The 18,111-nt window shown below is 62.3% G+C and carries 17 protein-coding genes and 1 pseudogene; 6 read left to right on the forward strand and 12 right to left on the reverse strand.

All coding sequences use genetic code 11. The features are described from left to right. Positions 1-109: 109 nt before the first annotated feature. Complete coding sequence (locus LMTR13_RS11080; protein ID WP_065727906.1) at positions 110-1,693, reverse strand: tetratricopeptide repeat protein; 1,584 nt, start codon at positions 1,691-1,693, stop codon at positions 110-112. A gap of 423 nt (positions 1,694-2,116) precedes the next feature. Between LMTR13_RS11080 and LMTR13_RS11085 the strand changes: the two genes are divergently transcribed. Together LMTR13_RS11085 and LMTR13_RS11090 are read left to right on the forward strand one after the other, a co-directional pair. Continuing rightward, positions 2,117-3,502 (forward strand): NfeD family protein, encoded by a 1,386-nt coding sequence (locus LMTR13_RS11085; protein WP_065727907.1) that lies wholly within the window; start codon positions 2,117-2,119, stop codon positions 3,500-3,502. Positions 3,503-3,513: 11 nt separating this feature from the next. After that, positions 3,514-4,329 carry a slipin family protein gene (locus tag LMTR13_RS11090; protein ID WP_065732602.1) on the forward strand — a complete coding sequence of 272 codons (816 nt, stop codon included), beginning with the start codon at positions 3,514-3,516 and terminating at the stop codon, positions 4,327-4,329. Positions 4,330-4,969: 640 nt separating this feature from the next. On the opposite strand, the gene LMTR13_RS11095 is transcribed toward LMTR13_RS11090, so the two are convergent. The 4 genes from LMTR13_RS11095 to LMTR13_RS11110 form a co-directional block, all read right to left on the reverse strand. Further along, entirely contained in the window at positions 4,970-5,401 is a 432-nt protein-coding gene (locus LMTR13_RS11095; protein WP_065727908.1) for an MgtC/SapB family protein, read from the reverse strand. 93 nt (positions 5,402-5,494) lie between these two features. After that, entirely contained in the window at positions 5,495-6,412 is a 918-nt protein-coding gene (locus tag LMTR13_RS11100) for a hypothetical protein (protein WP_065727909.1), read from the reverse strand. A 376-nt stretch (positions 6,413-6,788) separates the two neighbouring features. Continuing rightward, positions 6,789-7,061, reverse strand: coding sequence for a PilZ domain-containing protein (locus LMTR13_RS11105; RefSeq protein ID WP_065732603.1), 273 nt, complete (start codon positions 7,059-7,061; stop codon positions 6,789-6,791). Positions 7,062-7,231: 170 nt separating this feature from the next. Next, entirely contained in the window at positions 7,232-8,002 is a 771-nt protein-coding gene (locus LMTR13_RS11110) for an SDR family NAD(P)-dependent oxidoreductase (protein WP_065727910.1), read from the reverse strand. A 138-nt stretch (positions 8,003-8,140) separates the two neighbouring features. Here LMTR13_RS11110 and LMTR13_RS11115 point away from each other — a divergent pair, with 138 nt between their 5' ends. From LMTR13_RS11115 to LMTR13_RS11125, 3 genes are all read left to right on the forward strand, one after another. Further along, positions 8,141-9,535: a CoA transferase gene (locus LMTR13_RS11115; protein WP_065727911.1), complete on the forward strand. Its 1,395-nt coding sequence runs from the start codon at positions 8,141-8,143 to the stop codon at positions 9,533-9,535. Between the two features lie 181 nt (positions 9,536-9,716). Then, positions 9,717-11,183, forward strand: coding sequence for a hypothetical protein (locus LMTR13_RS11120; protein ID WP_236843351.1), 1,467 nt, complete (start codon positions 9,717-9,719; stop codon positions 11,181-11,183). Between the two features lie 16 nt (positions 11,184-11,199). Beyond that, the gene (locus LMTR13_RS11125) at positions 11,200-12,111 is read left to right on the forward strand and encodes a methylenetetrahydrofolate reductase (protein ID WP_156795553.1); all 912 of its coding nucleotides are present in this window, start codon (positions 11,200-11,202) and stop codon (positions 12,109-12,111) included. Here the strand turns inward: LMTR13_RS11125 and LMTR13_RS42375 are convergent. Both LMTR13_RS42375 and LMTR13_RS11130 read right to left on the reverse strand, forming a co-directional pair. Continuing rightward, positions 12,099-12,268 (reverse strand): annotated as a pseudogene (locus LMTR13_RS42375) (amidohydrolase family protein); the annotation flags it as partial. The gene LMTR13_RS11125 and the pseudogene LMTR13_RS42375 sit on opposite strands and share 13 nt — an antisense overlap. 58 nt (positions 12,269-12,326) lie before the next feature. After that, positions 12,327-12,890: a P-loop NTPase family protein gene (locus tag LMTR13_RS11130; RefSeq protein WP_065727913.1), complete on the reverse strand. Its 564-nt coding sequence runs from the start codon at positions 12,888-12,890 to the stop codon at positions 12,327-12,329. A gap of 115 nt (positions 12,891-13,005) precedes the next feature. On the opposite strand from LMTR13_RS11130, the gene LMTR13_RS11135 reads away from it, so the two are divergent. Then, complete coding sequence (locus LMTR13_RS11135; protein WP_065727914.1) at positions 13,006-14,604, forward strand: FAD-binding oxidoreductase; 1,599 nt, start codon at positions 13,006-13,008, stop codon at positions 14,602-14,604. 42 nt (positions 14,605-14,646) lie between these two features. Here the strand turns inward: LMTR13_RS11135 and LMTR13_RS42380 are convergent, their stop codons facing one another. From LMTR13_RS42380 to LMTR13_RS11160, 5 genes are all read right to left on the reverse strand, one after another. Next, on the reverse strand, positions 14,647-14,796 hold the full coding sequence (locus tag LMTR13_RS42380; protein ID WP_236843352.1) for a hypothetical protein: 150 nt from the start codon (positions 14,794-14,796) through the stop codon (positions 14,647-14,649). A 118-nt stretch (positions 14,797-14,914) separates the two neighbouring features. Then, positions 14,915-16,096, reverse strand: a complete 1,182-nt coding sequence (locus LMTR13_RS11145) for a LysM peptidoglycan-binding domain-containing protein (RefSeq protein ID WP_065732606.1) — start codon at positions 16,094-16,096, stop codon at positions 14,915-14,917. A gap of 151 nt (positions 16,097-16,247) precedes the next feature. Further along, positions 16,248-16,592, reverse strand: a complete 345-nt coding sequence (locus LMTR13_RS11150) for a hypothetical protein (RefSeq protein WP_065727915.1) — start codon at positions 16,590-16,592, stop codon at positions 16,248-16,250. Next, entirely contained in the window at positions 16,582-17,682 is a 1,101-nt protein-coding gene (locus LMTR13_RS11155) for a hypothetical protein (protein ID WP_065727916.1), read from the reverse strand. The genes LMTR13_RS11150 and LMTR13_RS11155 overlap by 11 nt, the downstream gene beginning before the upstream one ends. Further along, positions 17,675-18,097 (reverse strand): hypothetical protein, encoded by a 423-nt coding sequence (locus tag LMTR13_RS11160; RefSeq protein ID WP_065727917.1) that lies wholly within the window; start codon positions 18,095-18,097, stop codon positions 17,675-17,677. Before LMTR13_RS11160 ends, LMTR13_RS11155 begins: the two co-directional genes overlap by 8 nt. Between the last annotated feature and the right edge of the window lie 14 nt (positions 18,098-18,111).

Here is an 18,111-nt window from a genome sequence, read left to right on the forward strand (position 1 = left end):
GAGTATCCGATCACCTGGAGCGGCTGGGCAGCACCGGCCGGTATCACTAGAATCCCCAACAGGATTGGCAGAAAGTATGCTTTCATAACGTGCTGCCCTGCCTTCCACCTCAGTGCTTTTGCAGGAAGGCCTGCGCCTCGGTAACTTCAGTGCGCTCCTTGTCGGCACCCTCGGCGATCGCGACGACCTTGCCGTAATACTCCCGCGCCTTGGTGAGGTCGCCGGACTTTTCGGCAGCCATGGCCGCACCCGCATAGGCCCCGAGTCGATTGGGCTCCTTCCTGAGCGTCGCGTCGAAAGCGGCGAACGCTTCCTTGGGCATGCCACGCTCAAGCAGCATGGAGCCGTACAACTCGCGCGCCGGCTTCGGAACGCCCGGAGTCACCGGATGCTTTTCTGTCTTGTCCTCGGCATTGGCGGCCGCGCTCATCGCGGCCAGCGCGTCGTCCTGCCTGCCTTCGGCATAGAGAACCCAGGCGGCCGCGACCTGCCTCTGGATCTCCGCCTGCTCCGACCAATAGGCGTCCTTTGCCGCACGCAACTTGTCGCGCAGCTCGACGAGCTTGGCGATGTCGGCCTTGGCGGCTTCGGGATCGCCCGAGCGGGCCGCCCCGAGCGCACGTACGCCATGGGTAATCGCCTGTACCTGAGCCAGCGGGCTGGGGCGGACCTGAAGATTCGCAGCCGCCTTCCAGTCGCCGCGTTCCACCGCGTAACGTGCCGGCGAGATCGCCAGCGCGTAAGGCCCGGGCAGGAAGGTCTCGGTAAAGCCGGTGATCGCCGTCATTTCGTTGATGATGGCCTTGGCTTTGTCGTCCTGCCCGAGCTGCAAGTAGGCATAGACCTGATAGTCCATGGCGTGCAACTGATCGTGGAGGTCTCCGGACTCTTTGGCCACGCGCGCGGCCTCGGCGTTCGATGCGATCGATTCAGTCCAATAGCCGACGCGGGTGAAAATGTGCGACGGCATATGCTGCGCATGGGGCGAAGCCGGCGCGATTTTGGCGTAGCGCCGCGCTGCATTGAGGCCTTTCTCGGCAATCGGCGGATAGTCGTAAAGATGGATCAGGTAATGCGAGACGCCGGGATGTTGCGGCTGACGTTCTGCAATCGGCTCCAGGATCGCGGCGCCCTTGAGCTGGCTGGCGTAGGTCTTGTCGGCAGGCGATGCCGAAGTATTGAGCGCGAGGGCATAATGGATCTGTGCCTCGTCGTCGCTGGGATAGCGCTGCGCCAGTTGCTCCATCGCCTTCGCATAGGCCTGAATGCGGGTACGGTGATCGACCTTCTCGTGGTCGGCATACATGACGGCGAGCGCGTCGATATAGTCACGCTCGCGTTGGGTCTTGACGCCGACGGCCTTGCCCTTCGCGATCATGGCCGCGCCATCGGCGAGATTCTTTGCGGGCGGCGAAACGTGGGGATTCCACAGCAAGCTTAGCGCGATGCCCCAATAGGCAATGCCGCATTCGGGGTCGGCCTTCAGCGTATCTTCGAACACCTTTTGCGAGGCGCGATACCAGAACGAGTGCTGATAGAGCATCCCCTGGTTAAAGAGCTTCTGCGCTTCCGGTTTGCACGATGTTTCGAAATTCACCGTACCGAGCTTGTCGTCTGATTGTGCCAATGCGGGGTGCGCGAGCGAAAATCCAGCCGCCGCTATGGCGGCAACCGCGAATGATGTTTTGTTCATGATAAAGCTCCAAGGCAGGATTAAATACCGACAGAGCACGCTCAGAGATTATGCGGATTTCATGAGGCCTGCCATGCTTTTCTATCTGGCACTGCAGGGCACGTCAGGGATGCTTACACTTGTTGGGGACGCTTGAGGACGAGACCAGCATCCTCAACATCGTGGTGTGGCCAAGGTGATGGAGTAGTACCGCAAAGAGGTGATGGGCTGCCCTTTTGAAGTGATCCGATTGAGGGAACCGGGATTTCGGATGCGCGTTCACTTCATATGACCTGCGGAGCGCGCTTTGCGCATCAGGGCTTCCGATTACGTCAACGCTGCCCGGCACCGGATCCTGCGCTCCAGCCGTAACAGTCAGGTTCACCTGCGAGTGGGCCGCCTGGTTGTGACTGTTTCGTCGCGCGAGCCTTTGAGCGACTTACCATGGTGCACTTTCTTTACAGGCTCATTATCGTAGCATTGCTCGCCCTCGGCTCCGGGGCAGCACTTGGACAAGCGAGCGAGCCGGCGAATGTCGCCATTCTTCTGGATGTGAATGGAGCGATTGGGCCAGCGACTTCTGAATATATCCGCAATGGATTTGAGGAGGCGCGTGGGCGCCAGGCGAAGCTCATCGTGCTGAGACTGAATACGCCTGGTGGTCTCGACCCCTCAATGCGCGAGATCATAGGAGAGATACTTAAGTCCCCCATTCCCGTGGTCTCCTACGTAAGCCCGAGCGGTGGGCGAGCTGCCAGCGCCGGCACCTACATTGTTTATGCCAGCCACCTGGCCGCGATGGCGCCGAGCACGCATCTCGGTGCCGCCACGCCTGTCCAGCTTGGCGGCGGTGGCTCCATCTGGCGCCCCGATGACAAGAAAGACGATGACAAGAAAGACGGCGACAAGAAAGGAGCTCCGTCGCCGGCCAATGCAGGCGAGGCGAAGGCGATCAATGATGCGGTTGCCTACATCAGGGGACTGGCAGAGCTGCGGGGAAGAAATGCTTCCTGGGCGGAGAAAGCCGTCCGGGAAGCCGCCACTCTCACCGCGAGCGAGGCCCAGTCGCAGCGTGTCATCGAGATTGTTGCGAAGGACTTATCCGATCTGTTGTCCCAGGCCGAGGGCCGAACCGTAACGATCAACGATCAACAGGTCGGGCTGCATACCGGGAGCCTGAGCACAACGGCAATCGAGCCCGATTGGCGCAACCGCATTCTGGCCACGATTACCAATCCTAACGTCGCTTACTTACTTATGCTGATCGGACTCTACGGACTTCTATTCGAGTTCATCAGTCCAGGCGCCGTTTTCCCGGGAGTGATCGGCGGAATCGCTCTGCTGGTCGGTCTCTACGCCTTGAATCTCCTGCCAATCAGCTACGCCGGTGCCGGCCTGCTGCTGCTCGGCATTGCGCTGATGGTTGCAGAAGCGTTTCTCCCCTCGTTTGGCGTGCTCGGAATTGGCGGCGTGATCTCGTTCGCTGTTGGCTCGCTGTTCCTGTTTCGCGGCGACGTGCCGGGTTTCCAGCTCTCGTGGCCGGTCGTCATCACGGCCACCGCCGCCAGTGCCGGATTTCTGGTGATTGCACTCGCCGCCGCCTGGCGGGCGCATCGGCGCGACGTGGTCACGGGCGAGGGGGTTCTGCTGCGCAGCGCGGGGCAGGTGCTGTGGTGGGCGGACGGCAAAGGCGAGGTCCTAGTCCTGGGAGAACGTTGGGCAGCGAAATCGAAAAGCGAGTTCACCCCGGGCGATCGCGTGCGTGTTCTCGAACGTCAAAACCTGAAACTGCTCGTCGAGCCGGATTCTGATGCCCCACGGAAATCATGAGGAGTGAAACCATGCCGACATTCGTAACAGACACCCTCCCGTTGATCGTGATCGGAGCCGTGATCATTGCGGTGGTCCTGTCGGCGATTCGGATCATGCGGGAGTACGAGCGTGCGGTGGTCTTCACATTGGGGCGCTTTTCCGGCGTGAAAGGTCCCGGGCTCATCATATTGGTGCCGATCGTCCAGCAGCTTGTTCGAATAGATCTTCGTACACTCGTGCTGGATGTTCCAAGCCAGGACGTGATTTCTCGAGACAATGTCTCGGTAAAGGTCAATGCGGTTATCTACTTCCGCGTGGTAGATGCGGACAAAGCCGTTATCCAGGTAGAAAACTTCATGGCGGCTACCAGCCAGTTGGCACAGACCACGCTCAGGTCCGTGCTCGGCAAGCACGAACTGGATGAAATGCTGGCAGAGAGGGACAAGCTCAATCGAGACATTCAGGAAATTCTCGACAGCCAGACCGATGCGTGGGGCATCAAGGTCGCGAATGTCGAAATCAAGCACGTCGATATCAACGAGAGCATGATTCGTGCCATCGCTCGTCAAGCCGAGGCCGAGCGGTACCGCCGCGCACGAATCATAGGCGCCGAAGCCGAGCAGCAGGCCGCCGAGAAACTGGTGGAAGCAGGCGAGATGCTCGCAAGGAGGCCGGAGTCCATGCAATTGCGTTACCTGTCGACGCTGCAGGACATTGCGGGCGAGAAGAATTCGACGATCGTGTTCCCGGTGCCTGTGGAGTTTCTTCAAGCCCTGGCAGCGCCGGCGAGAATACAGCGCGAAACCGCAAATCGCCGGCGGGGATCAGAAGCTGCCCAGGCGTGACGCTCTTCCGGTTCGCCCGAGATCGGAAGCCAACCCTGGCGGCCTCTTTCGCTTGGATACGTCCGCCTACCAGTAGATCAATCCGCTTCGCGCCGTCCCGGCTCCGCTTTTCGCAAATGCTGCTGCAAGTCTCTGCTTTTCGGCGCAGTGTGCAGCGAGCGTTTCGTACAGCCTTGCCTCCACGAATGGGGCGTGTTCCCTGGGGCTGGATGCCGCATTAGCGGTCGCTGATATCAGGGCACTGATTTGGCGTATCAGCAGATCGTCTGTCGATGGCTGCATGTCCTCTTCCCTCGATCTTGATCCCGATTGAATTCCCGATGTCGGTTCACGGCAAGTCACACGCCTTAGATGTTGGCTGCGACAGACTGCTCGCGCCACTGGTGTTCAGTGCGAGAGGTGAACCCTGCGCATGTCCTTTAACCGCGCCAGGCAATATTCCCTATACAGTATGTTGATGAGGTTCCACATGATCGAACTCCAGGTTTGATCATTGCGTTACTTTACTATCATGTTGTTTCCGGATTTTTTCGTCAGCCCGGAAAATGACTTCGCCAGAGGGTGGAATAACGCGGGCAACGAAATACCTTCACGGCGCCGTGACTGTTATTCCCGTTTGCGCCCGCAGCGCCCCCGGCCCTCAATCCATCTTGGTATCTTTTTCATCCTTAACCAGCGTCAGCAGCGTCAACGTCAGGAACGTAAGCACCGCGATCGTCACCGCGACGTCATAGCTGCCTAACCCGACGGAGAGGCCGATCGCGCCGGTGGCCCACAAGCTCGCAGCCGTCGCCGTGCCTTGCACGGTCGTGCCGTGCTTGAGGATCGCGCCGCCGCCAATGAAGCCGATGCCGGTGATCACACCCTCGATCACCTTCGACATGCCATCGGGAGAATTCACCATCAACTGTTCGCTGGCCTGCACGAAACCGCAGCTTGCCAGCGCCACTAGCGGGAACGTTCGCAGGCCTGCGCTGCGCGCCCATTTTTCGCGATCCCACCCGATCGGTATCGCCAGCACGAACGCCGCTGCCAGCGTGAGAAAATGGATGCCTATCTGAGTCCAGTCCAAAACACGCCCTTCTGAAAACAAAAGCCGGGCTACCCGCGACGCATGCGGGTAACGCGGCAATGCGGCGTAAAGTTTCAGCGCGGCGCGGTTGTGCTACCGGGTGCTGCCGAGGACGGCCGTGCCCGGCGCTGCGCTCGTGATCGCGGCTTCGGTCCGGTACTGCGGCAAACGATGTTCGAGCGAATAGAAGACGCACAGCGCAAGGCTGGACCAGACGGCCAGGCTGAAATAGAGCGACATCCAGGCAATCTCGTCCTTCCACTCGGCAAGGTCGTGCGTCACGACCCAGCGCGTGCTGACGTCGCGCAGGCCTTCGCGCGGCGTCAGGCGCTTGTCGCCATCGGCGTCGCCGGTCCGCCAGCGCTTCAGGTACATCGGGACGTCGATCGTCATCAGAAACGCCAGGAAGCCGACAATGCCCGCGATGGCGACGGCCAGGCCCACGCGAATCGCGCCGTTGAATTCCGGAAGCAGGCGACAAAGGCCGACGCCGATGGCGAAGAAGGCGACCGCCCACAGTGAATTTTCGATGGCATTGCCGAGATAATTCCTGGTCAGCACCGCATACCACGAGAGGCATTCGGCGATCAGGATCAGCGGGACGATCACCCACGCGACATTCACGGCCGTTTCCGCGCCGGTCATCGTGCCGAGCTGGTGCAGGATAATGGCCCATTGCGCCACGAAGCAGATCTCGGCCACGGTCGCCACGGAACGTCCGACCATGACGCTCGACAGCCAGGTGTCGAACAGGCAGATCCGCTGAACGTCGGCGCGCGGCAGGAACGACCTGAAGGCGCAGCCGAACACATAGGCCGCACAAAACAGCAGCATGATCCCGATACTGGACGTGCCGCCGGCAGCGCTGGTGGGCTGGACGGGCAGCTCGCGATACAGCACGAACCACACGGCGATGTTGACGCCGCTCACCAGCGTCAGCAGGCCCCACCACCAGGACACGGGATTTGACCAGGCAAGGGAACCTGACCGTGCTTGCCATTCCAAGCTCATTCACCGCTCCGCCGTAATCGAACTGACATGTGAATGTAATAATACAGTCACATACCGAAGCCAAGGCGACGAGAGTAAGGCGGGGCGGGATGGCACCCCGGCGGCGAGGAGGGCCATGAGGCGACAGACGGGCCTGCATCCTTCGAGACGCGGCAAAGCTCCTCAGGGATGAGGTCCTATGCTGGTGTTGGGGGCAAGATTTAACGCGCGGCTGCGGAATCTCCCCTCATAGTGAGGAGGCGCCAACGGGTCCGCGCGTGGCGCGGCCCGATAACAGGCTCCGCGCCGTCTCCGGACGATGCTTCGCATGGCCGGGAGAACCAATGAGGCCACGGCGGGAGCCGGATCTCTGGAGTTGCGGCGGAGACGCCGCTTCTCAAGACAGGAATTTCACACCGTAGGTCTTGCCTCGGCGCCAGACCACCTCGCATGACTGGCGCGTCGTATGTTCGGGCACCAGCGCCAATTCAAAGCTGTCCCTGACGTCGAACGCGGCATCGGTCGCGATCTTGGCGCCGCCCGGTGAGACGTCCAGGACAAAGCATTCGATCTTCGTCATCCCGTTGTCGATCGTCATCCATGTCGGCCGTTTGCGCAACTGGCGTCGCGGTTCGCGCTGCACTTTTGTCCTTTGCTCGTCGACAATCATCGTGGCCATCCGTCATTGGACCCAGGGGTCATCAAAGCCGACGCCAGAGTGACGGTAAGTTCGTAAGGTTCCCTTAGCATATCGATTCAAATTGACCGGTTCGGTTCGCGGGTTGTAAGCCGAGCTCTCGCAACCCTGCCAGCCCAGTTTGCTGGCGCTTACTAGCGTCCTCAAAAATTCACGCGGTTCGAAATCGCGCCGTCGACGACGAGGTTCGAGCCGGTCGTGAACGAGGAGGCAGGGCTCGCCAGGAACACGGCTGCATTGGCGATTTCCTGCGGCGTCGCCATGCGGCCGGTCGGGTTGCGCGCCAGCGCATCCTGGTATCGCTTCGGCCTGTTCTGCTCGACCATGTTCCAGATGCCGCCCTTGAAATAGACCGTGCCCGGCGACACCACATTGACGCGGATTTTCTTATCCGCATATTGCCGCGCCAGTCCCTTGGCCATGTGGATCAGCGCCGCCTTGATCGGGCCATAGGAGCTGGCGCTATCCGCCTGCGCCGCCGAGATCGATGAAATGATGATGAAGGCCGCGTCGCCGGTCTTCTGCGCGCTCGCTTCGAGGAACGGCCGTGCCGCCTCGAATGCGTTGACCGCGCCGAGCACGTCGAGCCGGAAATTCTGCTCCCATGAGGCCGGATCGCCACCCTGCGCCATGGCGCCCGCATTGGAAAACAGCATGTCGATGCTGCCGAGCTCCCCGGCTGCGTCCGATACCCATGATTTCAGCGCGGCCGCGTCGGTGACGTCAACCGGCGCGCCGATCGCGCGCACGCCAAGCCCTTTCAACTCGGTAACGGTGGCCGCGACCTGATCCGCATTGCGGGCGCACACGGCGAGGCCCGAGCCTTCGCCGGCCAGCGTGTCCGCAATCGCCCGTCCGATGCCGCGCGTGCCGCCGAGCACGACGGCGTTTCTGCCCTTCAAACCCAAGTCCATTTTGTTTTTCCTTATGTGATCCGGCTATATTGTAGCGGCGACCGAGGTCACGACGAAAGCTCAAACCGAGGAAGACTCTCCCTTTCCGTCGTTCCGGGATGTTGGCAACAGGCTCGCACTGACGGGAGAGACACGCCGATGCAAAGCCCCAGAGAAATCCTTTCCGATATCTGGACCTCCATCGGCGGTAGTCCGTCCGCGCTCGGTGCGCTCACGTTGACTGGCGACGAACCGCAGTTGCCGTCGTCGTTTCGTGTCGCCGCCGCGGCGCAGGTCAGCGTCGCCGCAACCGGGCTTGCAGCCGCCGAGATCTGGAGAATGCGCAGCGGAGAGGCGCAGGACGTCGCGGTGGACTTGCGCCATGCCGTGGTCGAATGCCGCAGCGAACGTTATCTGCGCGTCGACGGCAAGCCACCGCCGCCGGCCTGGGACGCCATCGCCGGTGTCTATAAGACCCGCAATGGCTTCGTGCGGCTGCACACCAATTTTCCCCACCACCGCGACGCCGTCTGCAAGGTGCTGAACTGCAAGCCGGAGCGTGACGCGGTGCAGGCCGCGTTGCTGCAATGGGATGGCGAGGCGTTCGAGACCGCGGCGTATGCGAGTGGCGGGGTCGTCGCCGTCATGCGCTCGCATGACGAATGGCTGGCGACACCACAGGCCAAGGCGCTCGCCGGCTTGCCGCTGATCTCAATCACGAAGATTGGCGAAGCGCCGCTAAAGCCGTGGCCCGCAGGCGAGCGGCCGCTCGCAGGTATCCGTGTGCTTGATCTGTCGCGCGTCATCGCTGGTCCCGTTGCGGGGCGAACGCTCGCCGCACATGGCGCCGACGTGCTCTTGATCTCGGGGCCCGATTTGCCGGCGATCCCCTGGCTCGTCATCGATACCGGGCGCGGCAAGCTGACGAGCTTTGTCGAACTCAAGAGCGAGCAGGGGCGGGCGACCTTGCGCGATCTGCTGGTGCAGGCGGATATCTTTTCGCAAGGCTATCGGCCCAGCGCACTCGCCGCCCTCGGCTTCTCGCCAAAGGATGCCGCGCGCATCAATCCCGGTATCATTTACGTCACGTTGTCGGCCTATGGTCATGCCGGGCCGTGGGCGGAGCGTCGCGGCTTCGACTCGCTGGTGCAGACCGCCACCGGATTCAACCATGCCGAGGGGCAGGCGGCCGGTGTTGACGGGCCGAAGGAATTGCCGGCGCAGATGCTCGACCATGCCACCGGTTACTTCATGGCATTCGGCGCGATGATGGCCAAGGCGCGCCAGGCGCGAGAGGGCGGCAGTTGGCACGTCCAGGTGTCGCTGGCGCAGACCGGACGCTGGCTGTGGAATCTCGGGCGCGTCGCCGACGGTCTTGCGATCGAGGATTTGAAGGGGGAAGCGGTGAAGCCGTTCATCGAGGAGATGGGCTCCGGCTTCGGGCCGCTGCGGTACGTGACGCACTCGGCGCTGTTGTCGAAAACGCCAGCCTTCTGGGCGCGCCCGGCAATGCCGCTCGGCAGCTACCCGCCGCAATGGCCCGTACGCGAGTAGGAGGTCCCGCTCGCTCAGGCTGCCTCTCCAAACTGCAATCGCGTCCGATACGGTATTTTCGCTTCTTGGTGATCCCGCTAGATGTGGGCACACGCCCATGTTTCCTGCCCACTCGGTTTGTGGTTGACGCAATCCGGCGGCCGTTCCTTGATAACGGCAGGGATAACCGCAGGAGCAAGCCATGCGGATCGAGGAAAGCCAAGGAACTGGCCAAGGATCTGCGGGGCAACAAAACGGCCACGCGCCGCCGGCGAAATCGGCGCCTACAGCCGAGCAGATCCTCGGAGAGATCCGCGACTATTGCCGCCAGACGCGCACGGCCGAATCGACCTTCGGGCGGCTGGTGGTCAACGACGGCAAGCTGGTGTCGCGGTTGCGCGACGGCGCCCGGATCACGACCGGCACGCTCGACAAGGTCCGTGCCTACCTGTCCGAGCATCGACCCGCTTCGGCCGCTGCGGCGGGCCAGCCGGGGGAGACCTCCAAACCACTGAACGGTGCGGTCGCCGCCAATGCGGTCGCGCCGCCCGGCTTCCGATTCTTCGACAACCGCCAAAAGTACCTGCTGTTCGTCTCGACCTGCAGCGAGAAGACTGAGGTCGGCAACCGCATTTCACTCGAGCTCGGCAACCTGCAGCCGGCGCCGCCGGCGCTACGCATCTTCGATGCCGGGGTCGGCGACGGCACGGTGCTGTCGCGGGTGATGCGGGCGGTGCATGCGCGATTTCCCACCATGCCGCTCTATGTCGTGGCGAAGGAAATCAGTTACGAAGACGTCCGCCTGATGCTGGAGAAGATGGCGGACCGCCTGTTCGAGCATCCGGCCACGGTGCTGGTCGTCACCAATCTCTATTACGCCGAGGCGCCGTGGCTGACGCCGCGTTCGGTGACGTCAGCGCAAGGCCTGATCTGGAAGGATGTCACGCTATCAGGCAACACGGCGCACGGCTTTGCCGAGCAGATCGGCGAACTCGAAAGCTTCCTCGCCGAGAACTGGCGCGCCGGCATCAGCCCGACCACGGGCAACCCGGTCTATCAGCGCCCGGTGATCCTGACGCTGCGGCGCGAGGATCATTCGTTCCTGCTCGATCCGATCATGCCGCGGCCGGGCCGGGTGATGGCCGACTACGATCTGGTCATCGCTTCGCAGCCTTACCGGGCGCGGGCGAGCGTCGAGTTCAAGGCCTCGAAAGTCGTGACGCCGCTGGTCAAATCGCTGCGGCCGGGTGGGCGGCTGATCGGCATCCATTCGCACGGCAAGGATCCCGGCATCGAGATCATCGATCAGGTCTGGCCGGGCGACGATCCCTTCAAGACCGACCGCTACGCGATCCTGCGCCAGGTCAAGCACGAGCTTGGCGCGGCAGCTCGCCACTACAATTTCAACGCCTCCTCCGACGCGCGCTCAATCTTCCGCTACCACATGCACACGCTACCGGACGAAGTCAGCGGCCCGATCGGGACCTCGACGCTGTTCGCCGCCTGGAACGCGGCGATCTATGTGGCGCAGATCGAGGACAACAGGCTGTCGGAAGTGGTTCGCGATGGCCGCTATCTCGAAGCCACCGATCGTGTGCTGAAGAAACATGGCGGCCTCTGGTTCAACGACGAAACCTATGTGATCTCGCGCCGCCGTGCGCCGGCATGACAAGGGGGAGGCGCCCGTGACCGTCTCCGATCAGTCATCCCCCAGATTGGCCGCGCTGCTGCCATCGGCCTCCGTCGAAATCTCCTCGCGCGGGCATCAGATCGCGGAACTGCGCGATCATTTCGCAGCCGGCACCGACGTTACAATTACATTCCTGCCCGGCGATAACTATCGCCACAACATTGAGACGGCTGCCGCGCTGCGTCGAGCCGGATACAATCCGGTGCCCCATATCGCGGCGCGCGAAATGCCCTCGCGGGAAGCGCTCGACGATTTCCTGGCGCGGGCACGCGGCGAAGCCGATGTCTCGCGCATCCTCCTGATCGCCGGCGATGTCGCCGCTGCAAGGGGCCCGTTCAAATCGACGCGCGAGGTTCGTGCCAGCGGCTTGCTCGAGGCGCACGCGATTGCATCCGTCAGCATTGCCGGTCATCCCGAGGGCCACCCTTATTTCGAACTGCCGGACGCACTGAACGGCCTGAAGGCGTGGCGCGACTGGGGACAGCAGTCGGGAACGCGGGTCGATGTCGTCACTCAATTCTGCTTCGAAAGCACGCCGATCCTGCAATGGCTCGGCGCCCTCGATCGCGCCGGCATCGATCTGCTTGTCATCGTCGGCCTGGCTGGTCCGGCAACGCCGGCGACACTGACGAAATTCGCGCTCCGCTGCGGCATCGGCAATTCGATGCGCGCGCTGCGGGCCCAGATCGGCCGGTTCGGGCGGCTGTTGACCGACACCGGGCCGGACGATGTCGTCAGGGGATTGCGCTGTGCGTCTTCGGCTGCGACCGCGCCGATCGCGGGTTTCCACCTGTTCCCGTTCGGCGGACTGCGCAAGGCCGGCGTGTGGCTGCGCGAATGCGATCACGATTCGCTCCGGCCGGCGGAGCGGGTCGCGGTCTCACGCGCCGGGCTTCAGAACCCGTAAAGCTGCGTCGGGATTGTCGACCAAAATCTTCTTGCGGATCGCCGCATCCGGCGCCGGGAAGCTGGTCGAGTAGCCGTCCGTCGTCGATCTGGAACAGCGGCGTGACGTCGGTGATCTTCTTATCCGGCGGCGTGACCGAGTTCGGGTGCGGCCAGTCTGCCTCGCGGTCTGTGCAAGAAGATATCGGGAGAACCGGGCTGTGAAGAAGGCACCCATCACTCGGGGCCGTCACCGTGGCCGCCGATCATTCCGCGAACTTCCGCGACCAGTTCGGGCAACGGCCGCGATCCATCCATCCGCAAGACGGGACAGGCCAATTCGGCTAGCCAGGCCTGATGCTTTGCTTGAGTGCGGCTCACGTTGCCTTCCTCATAGCCTGAGGCCCATTCGATGAATTCCTCGGTCTCTGCATGCCGCCAGCCACCGGGCGCCACCGCCTCAGTGCCGAACAGGGTGGCCTCGCGCGCACGCAGCCGCTGCAACCGTATCTCGCGAGGCGTTGTGAGGAAGACCACCACGTCGAAATTTGGGATCAGCACGTCACCCCAACCGTTAAGCGATCCGCTCAATACCCAGGCCGCGCGCGGCAGGAAGACGTCCTGCATCAGCTTCAGGCGCTCCGCGACGTCGCGAATATGCCGGTAAGGCGGATCGGTCGGCAGCCAGAAGTAATCGTCGGTGTCGTGATGCGGGACGGCCAGCGTGCTGGCGAGAGCGCGGCCGAGGCTGGTGACGCCCGCGCCCGGTGCTCCCATCACATGTATGCGGCAGCTCTGCATTTGTTCGCCCCGGTTTATCGCTTCGGTAACGCAACCGGTCTATCGAACCAGAAACCGCCCAAATTTGACTAAAGATCCGCCCGCCCGGAATATCTCGCATCCTTGGAATCAATTCATGCAGAAATTTTCGCAAAAGTTCAAAACCGGCGTCTCCGTGGCTGCCGTGGTCGTTGTGTTGCTCGGCGTCTACAGCTATCGCAAACTACAGGCGCTGGCGGCCGATCCCGCTGGCGAGAAGGATTGCGGCCCCGCGGTCGGTGGCGGCGAGCAGGCGAAAATCGATCTGGAGCGGATCAAGGCGATTGCGCCGCTCAAGGACGTGAAATGGTCGCAGCTCGGCGGCAGCATCAATGATGCGAGCTGCCTCAACAAGACCGAAATCTACGGCGTGGTCGAGGTACGCAGCGTCGAGGATATTGCCAAGACGCTCGCCTTTGCGCGCGACAACAAGCTTTCCGTCACCACTGCCGGCGTACGCCACAGCATGGGCGGGCACGCCTTCCGTAAGGGCGGCATCGTGCTGGACATGCGCGGCTTCAACAAGATCGTGCTGAACGAGAGCGCGCGATCGGTTACCGTGCAGCCGGGCGCGACCTGGCACGACATCCAGAACGTCCTGCATCCGCGCTTTGCGGTGCGCGCCATGCAGTCGACCGACATCTTTACCGTCGGCGGCTCAATCTCGGTCAATGCCCATGGCATGGACCATCAGGCCGGCGCGCTCGCGAAATCGATCAAGTCGATGAAGGTGATGCTGGCGGACGGTTCGCTGCGCACGGTTTCGTCGACTGAGAATGCGGATCTGTTCAACCTCGTGGTCGGCGGCTATGGCCTGTTCGGCGTGATCGTCGAGGCCGAGCTCGATATTGCCGACAACCTCGTCTACCAGACCGGCCGTCGCGTGATGGACTACAAGGAATTTCCGGCGCTATTTGCCGGCGAGATCGAGGGGGACAGCAATATCGGCCTGATGTATGGCCATCTCTCGACCGCGCCGAGCACGTTCCTGAAGGAATTGCTGCTCTATACCTACACCAAAGTCGACGGCACCGATTTCAAGCGCCAGCCGCTCGGCGAAGTCAGCGGCACCAAGCTGCGACGGCTGACCATCAACCTGTCCAAGCAAGGCCCGCTGTTTCAGGAGATAAAATGGCTGTCCGAGAAGCACATCGAGCACCGCATGGAAAACTGCACGGTGACGCGGGCACAAGCGATCGGATCGGCGGAGGCCTGTCTCGTCAACCGCAATGACCCCATGCACGATTCCGTGCCTTATTTGCGCAACTCGCTGCCTGACGATACCGACATCCTGCACGAATACTTCATTCCGCGCAGCCAGTTCGTCTCGTTCGTCGACGGCATGCGCAGGGTGCTGACCGACAACAAGACCAATCTGCTGAACGCGTCGGTCCGCGTCGTGCATCAGGAGAACAATTTCCTGACCTATTCGCCGGAGCCGGCGTTCTCACTGGTGCTCTACATCAACCAGACCACGGACGAAGAGGGCAACCGGCGGATGAAGAAGGCGACGGAGGAACTGATTGATCTCACCATCGCGCACAAGGGCCGGTTTTTCCTGCCTTACCAGCTCTATTATTCGAAGGATCAGTTGCAGCGATCGTACCCGCAGATCAACGATTTCTTCGCGGCGAAGCGGAAGTATGATCCCGGCGAGTTGTTTACCAATACGTTCTACCAGAAGTACGCTTCGTGATGCCCATCCGTCCGCTTGCCCGGCACAGCAAGATGGTAGACATCACAAAAAGTCGCGCAGCCTGGCAATTTCAACGACGAGTTCGGCGGAGATGACTGCAGGGATCAACTCGCCCTGTGGAGCGGTGTGAATCTCGTAGAGATGACGCTGGCCCAGCGGCTGCTCCAGGAACTTCGTGATGCATTCGTCCAAGGTGCCATCAAGGACAGAGTACGGGATCGGCCAGACGGCGTCTTTGACGCGTTCGTTGTTTTTCGAGGGCCATTTTTTTAGAGCGGCAGGAGCATGAAAGTTCGTTTGAGGGCACTCCTTAAGGATTGGCTTCCTGGCTCGGAATGACAAAGATCTGGCCGGGATAGATGAGGTTGGGATTGCGGATTTGCTCTCGGTTGGCCTTGTAGATCGTAGCGTAGCGCGTGCCCGCGCCATAGGTGGCCTGGCTGATTCGCCAGAGGCTATCGCCGCGCGATACCGTGGTGGTCGTGATCTTCGGCACCACCACGGTGGAGGAGCTCGTGACATCCGGCAGGGCGGCGGCCGAGGCATCCGCCACCTGGGACTTCGGCAGGGCGACTGAGTCTGGTTTGGACGGTGAGGTCCGCGGCGGCACCGACGCGGTCACCACGGGTTCGGGCGCGTTGAACGGCACCTCGGCACGTCCACGGACTGCGCCGGACTTCGAATCCACCTCGTCCAGCCTTACGCGATAGTTCCCGGGCCCGATCCCTTCATTGATGGTGACGGCAAAGCGTCCGTCCGTCCCGGCCGTCACCGAGGCAACGAAGCTGTCGTTCAGATAGAGCCTCACCGGGGCGCCGGCGCGCGCGCGGCCGCTCACATGGAATTTGCCGCCGGCCTCGGTCTCGACCGCCTCCACGACCACGGCGGCGGCTTCCGCCTTTGGCTGGGCCGACTGCGACATCACGACGGTGGGCTTGTTTGGCGCCATCAGCGCCACGACCGGCTGTTCCTTCAGGTTCGGCTCGAGAGCCACCGTTACGCTCTGCTTGGATATGGTCTCTCTGCCGTCCGGCTGCTTGGCGCGCAGCGTCAGGTCATAGGTGCCTGGTGGGAGCGGAGGTGGGATCATCGCAAATTGTCCGGATTGATCCGCGACCACGCGATCATGCAGCTCGCCATTGCGCAGCAGTTCCACGGTGACGCCCGGCGCCGCGCGTCCCGCGATTACCGCTTCGCCGTTCGGCTCGATGCGGGCGACGTCAAACGCCGGCCCGCCATCGCCGCTCTCGGGCGCGGCGGCCGATCCGGCCAGCGCGGCCGCCATCGCGTTTGCCTCCGCCTGCGCGGTTGCAAGTGCGGCCGGCCCTTTGGCGCGCTCGTCAGTGACCGGCTTTGGTGCGTCGCTGGCTGCCTTGTCAGCAATCGGCTCCCGCCCGATGTACTGGATAGCGATAATCGTTGCGATGATGCCAGCAGTCGCGACAAGCCCGATCAGGGGCACGACCATTCGGTTCATGGATGTCTTGATCATGGTCTTGGCCCGTCGGCCGGAAAGTCGGCCCATAACCATTATACAGCTATTTCGGCCGAAATGGGTACCCAAGCGGTGAGAAGAAGCTGCAGGTAAAGAAGGATTAGGCCGTTCGAGGCGGACCGGTCGGCATGGCTGGAACTCGGGTCCGTCAAAGCTGCGCGGTGAATCGCTTCGGCGGCAGGCCGCTGCAGCCGCCCGCCTGTTCGGCGTCGAGCACCAGCAGCGCGCCGGCCGCGTAGAGCCGGCCGACGAAATCGGCGTCGTCGGAGCGCGCGATGGTGACGTAGTTGTTCGACACAAGAATGCGGCCGTTGGCCTTGGCGACCGCAGCCAGCGCCTGGGACGGCGGACCAATGATTGCCATCGACTTGCCGGTGGCTGATCCGAATGTCAACGCGACGACCGCAGCGAGCCAGCCGACGATGACGAGCGCAACGGCGCCGGCAATCCGGCCCCACCGCCAGCCGCCGCGCTGACGCCGGTCAGTAATCATAGAAGTGCTCAATGCTTGCACCCCTGGCCTCGAGCTCGCGGTTGATTTCAACGAGACGGTCGATCCTGGCCTTCAGGCCGGCTCGGCGAAAGCCGGGCTTCGCATCGAGTTCCAGTGAAAACAGTTCGGTTGTGCCCTTGATGTCGAGCTTGGCGGCATCGGGGGCAATCACGGTGACGAGAATGTCGTGGTTGCCCGCGATCTCCGCAAGGCCGTAGCCTTGGTCCACCAGGCTCCGGACAATTTCGGTAAAGTCCTTATAGCGCGGCGTCTGCACGAGCTGCCATTGTGTGTTAAGTGCGCGGATCGGACTGATGCGCGGCTCCTTCGCCAGTACCTCCGGCGGCAGCGTTGTGACCGCGAACATGATATCGCGCGGCTCGCTGTCGTTGCTGGCGTCGAGCGCCTTCTGAATCAGCGCGGCGTAACCGATCTTGACGAAGTATTCCGCGCCGAGCGCGAAGTCGCGCTCTCGGCTACGCAGCGCGCTCGGCGTCGGCGCCGAAATTGCCATCAGGCCGTCGAGCTTCTCGCGGAACGGATATTTGTACCAGGGAACGGTGTAGAGGAACGCGACATAATCCTGCAGCACGGCGCGGCCGAATTCATCCTGCGGGGTACGCTTCTCGCCCCTGATCCATTCGAACACGCGGCCGATGGTATTCTCGTAGAATCCCTTGATGGCATATTCGACGGAATAGCTGATGCCGATCACGTAAATCATCGTCTTCACTTCGGCCAGCGATTCTCCCGTCGCGGGCACGGCGCGGTTGATTGTGCAGAAGCTGCGCCAGAAACCGAAGATGTGGCCGAGATAGTTGAATTGGCTTTCGCTGGAGCGGTCGAGGAAGCGGCCGAAATCCTCGAAGGAATAGACGATGTACCATTCGGGGAAGGTGAAGAACGTGTTGTTCAGCTTACGCCGGTAGCCCGGCTCGTCGATGGCGGGAAGGGTGACGGCCGGCGCAGTCAAGGTCGATGTGCTGGCCGCCGGCCGGCACGCGCCCTCGATATAGGCCAGCGGCACAAGCACCGTCAGCGCAATCAGGATTGCGATGACAGCGAGGATACGCCGCAGCCATTTAAGCATGAACGGCGGTCCGCGTCCGCGGCGCAAGCAAATAGCCGATCAGGATGGCGACGCCGCCGAGGGCGAGATGCGGTGCGTTGGCGAAAAATCGGGTCGAGAGCGGCAGGTCGAGGACACCGTTAATGAGGATGCCGAAGTCAAGATATCCGCTGCCGGTGAGCAGGCCGAGCATGCCGTCAGCGAAATAGAACACGCCGAATAGCTGAAAGAACAATTCCGAGGCGCGGCGCGAGGTCATCGCTGCCGCTGCCGCCCATATCGCCGAGACCAGATGCAGCCCGTCGGCGTACCAGGTGCGGCGGAACAGGCCGAAGATCATGTCATTGGCGTCGATGAAGGCGGGGATGTAGCCGGTGAGAATCACGAAGCCGAGCAGGGCGGCATAGCCCCAGGCGCACAATCTGATGATGTCCATGATGTCTCCGGCCG

This window comes from Bradyrhizobium icense (assembly GCF_001693385.1).
Taxonomy (GTDB): Bacteria; Pseudomonadota; Alphaproteobacteria; order Rhizobiales; family Xanthobacteraceae; genus Bradyrhizobium; species Bradyrhizobium icense.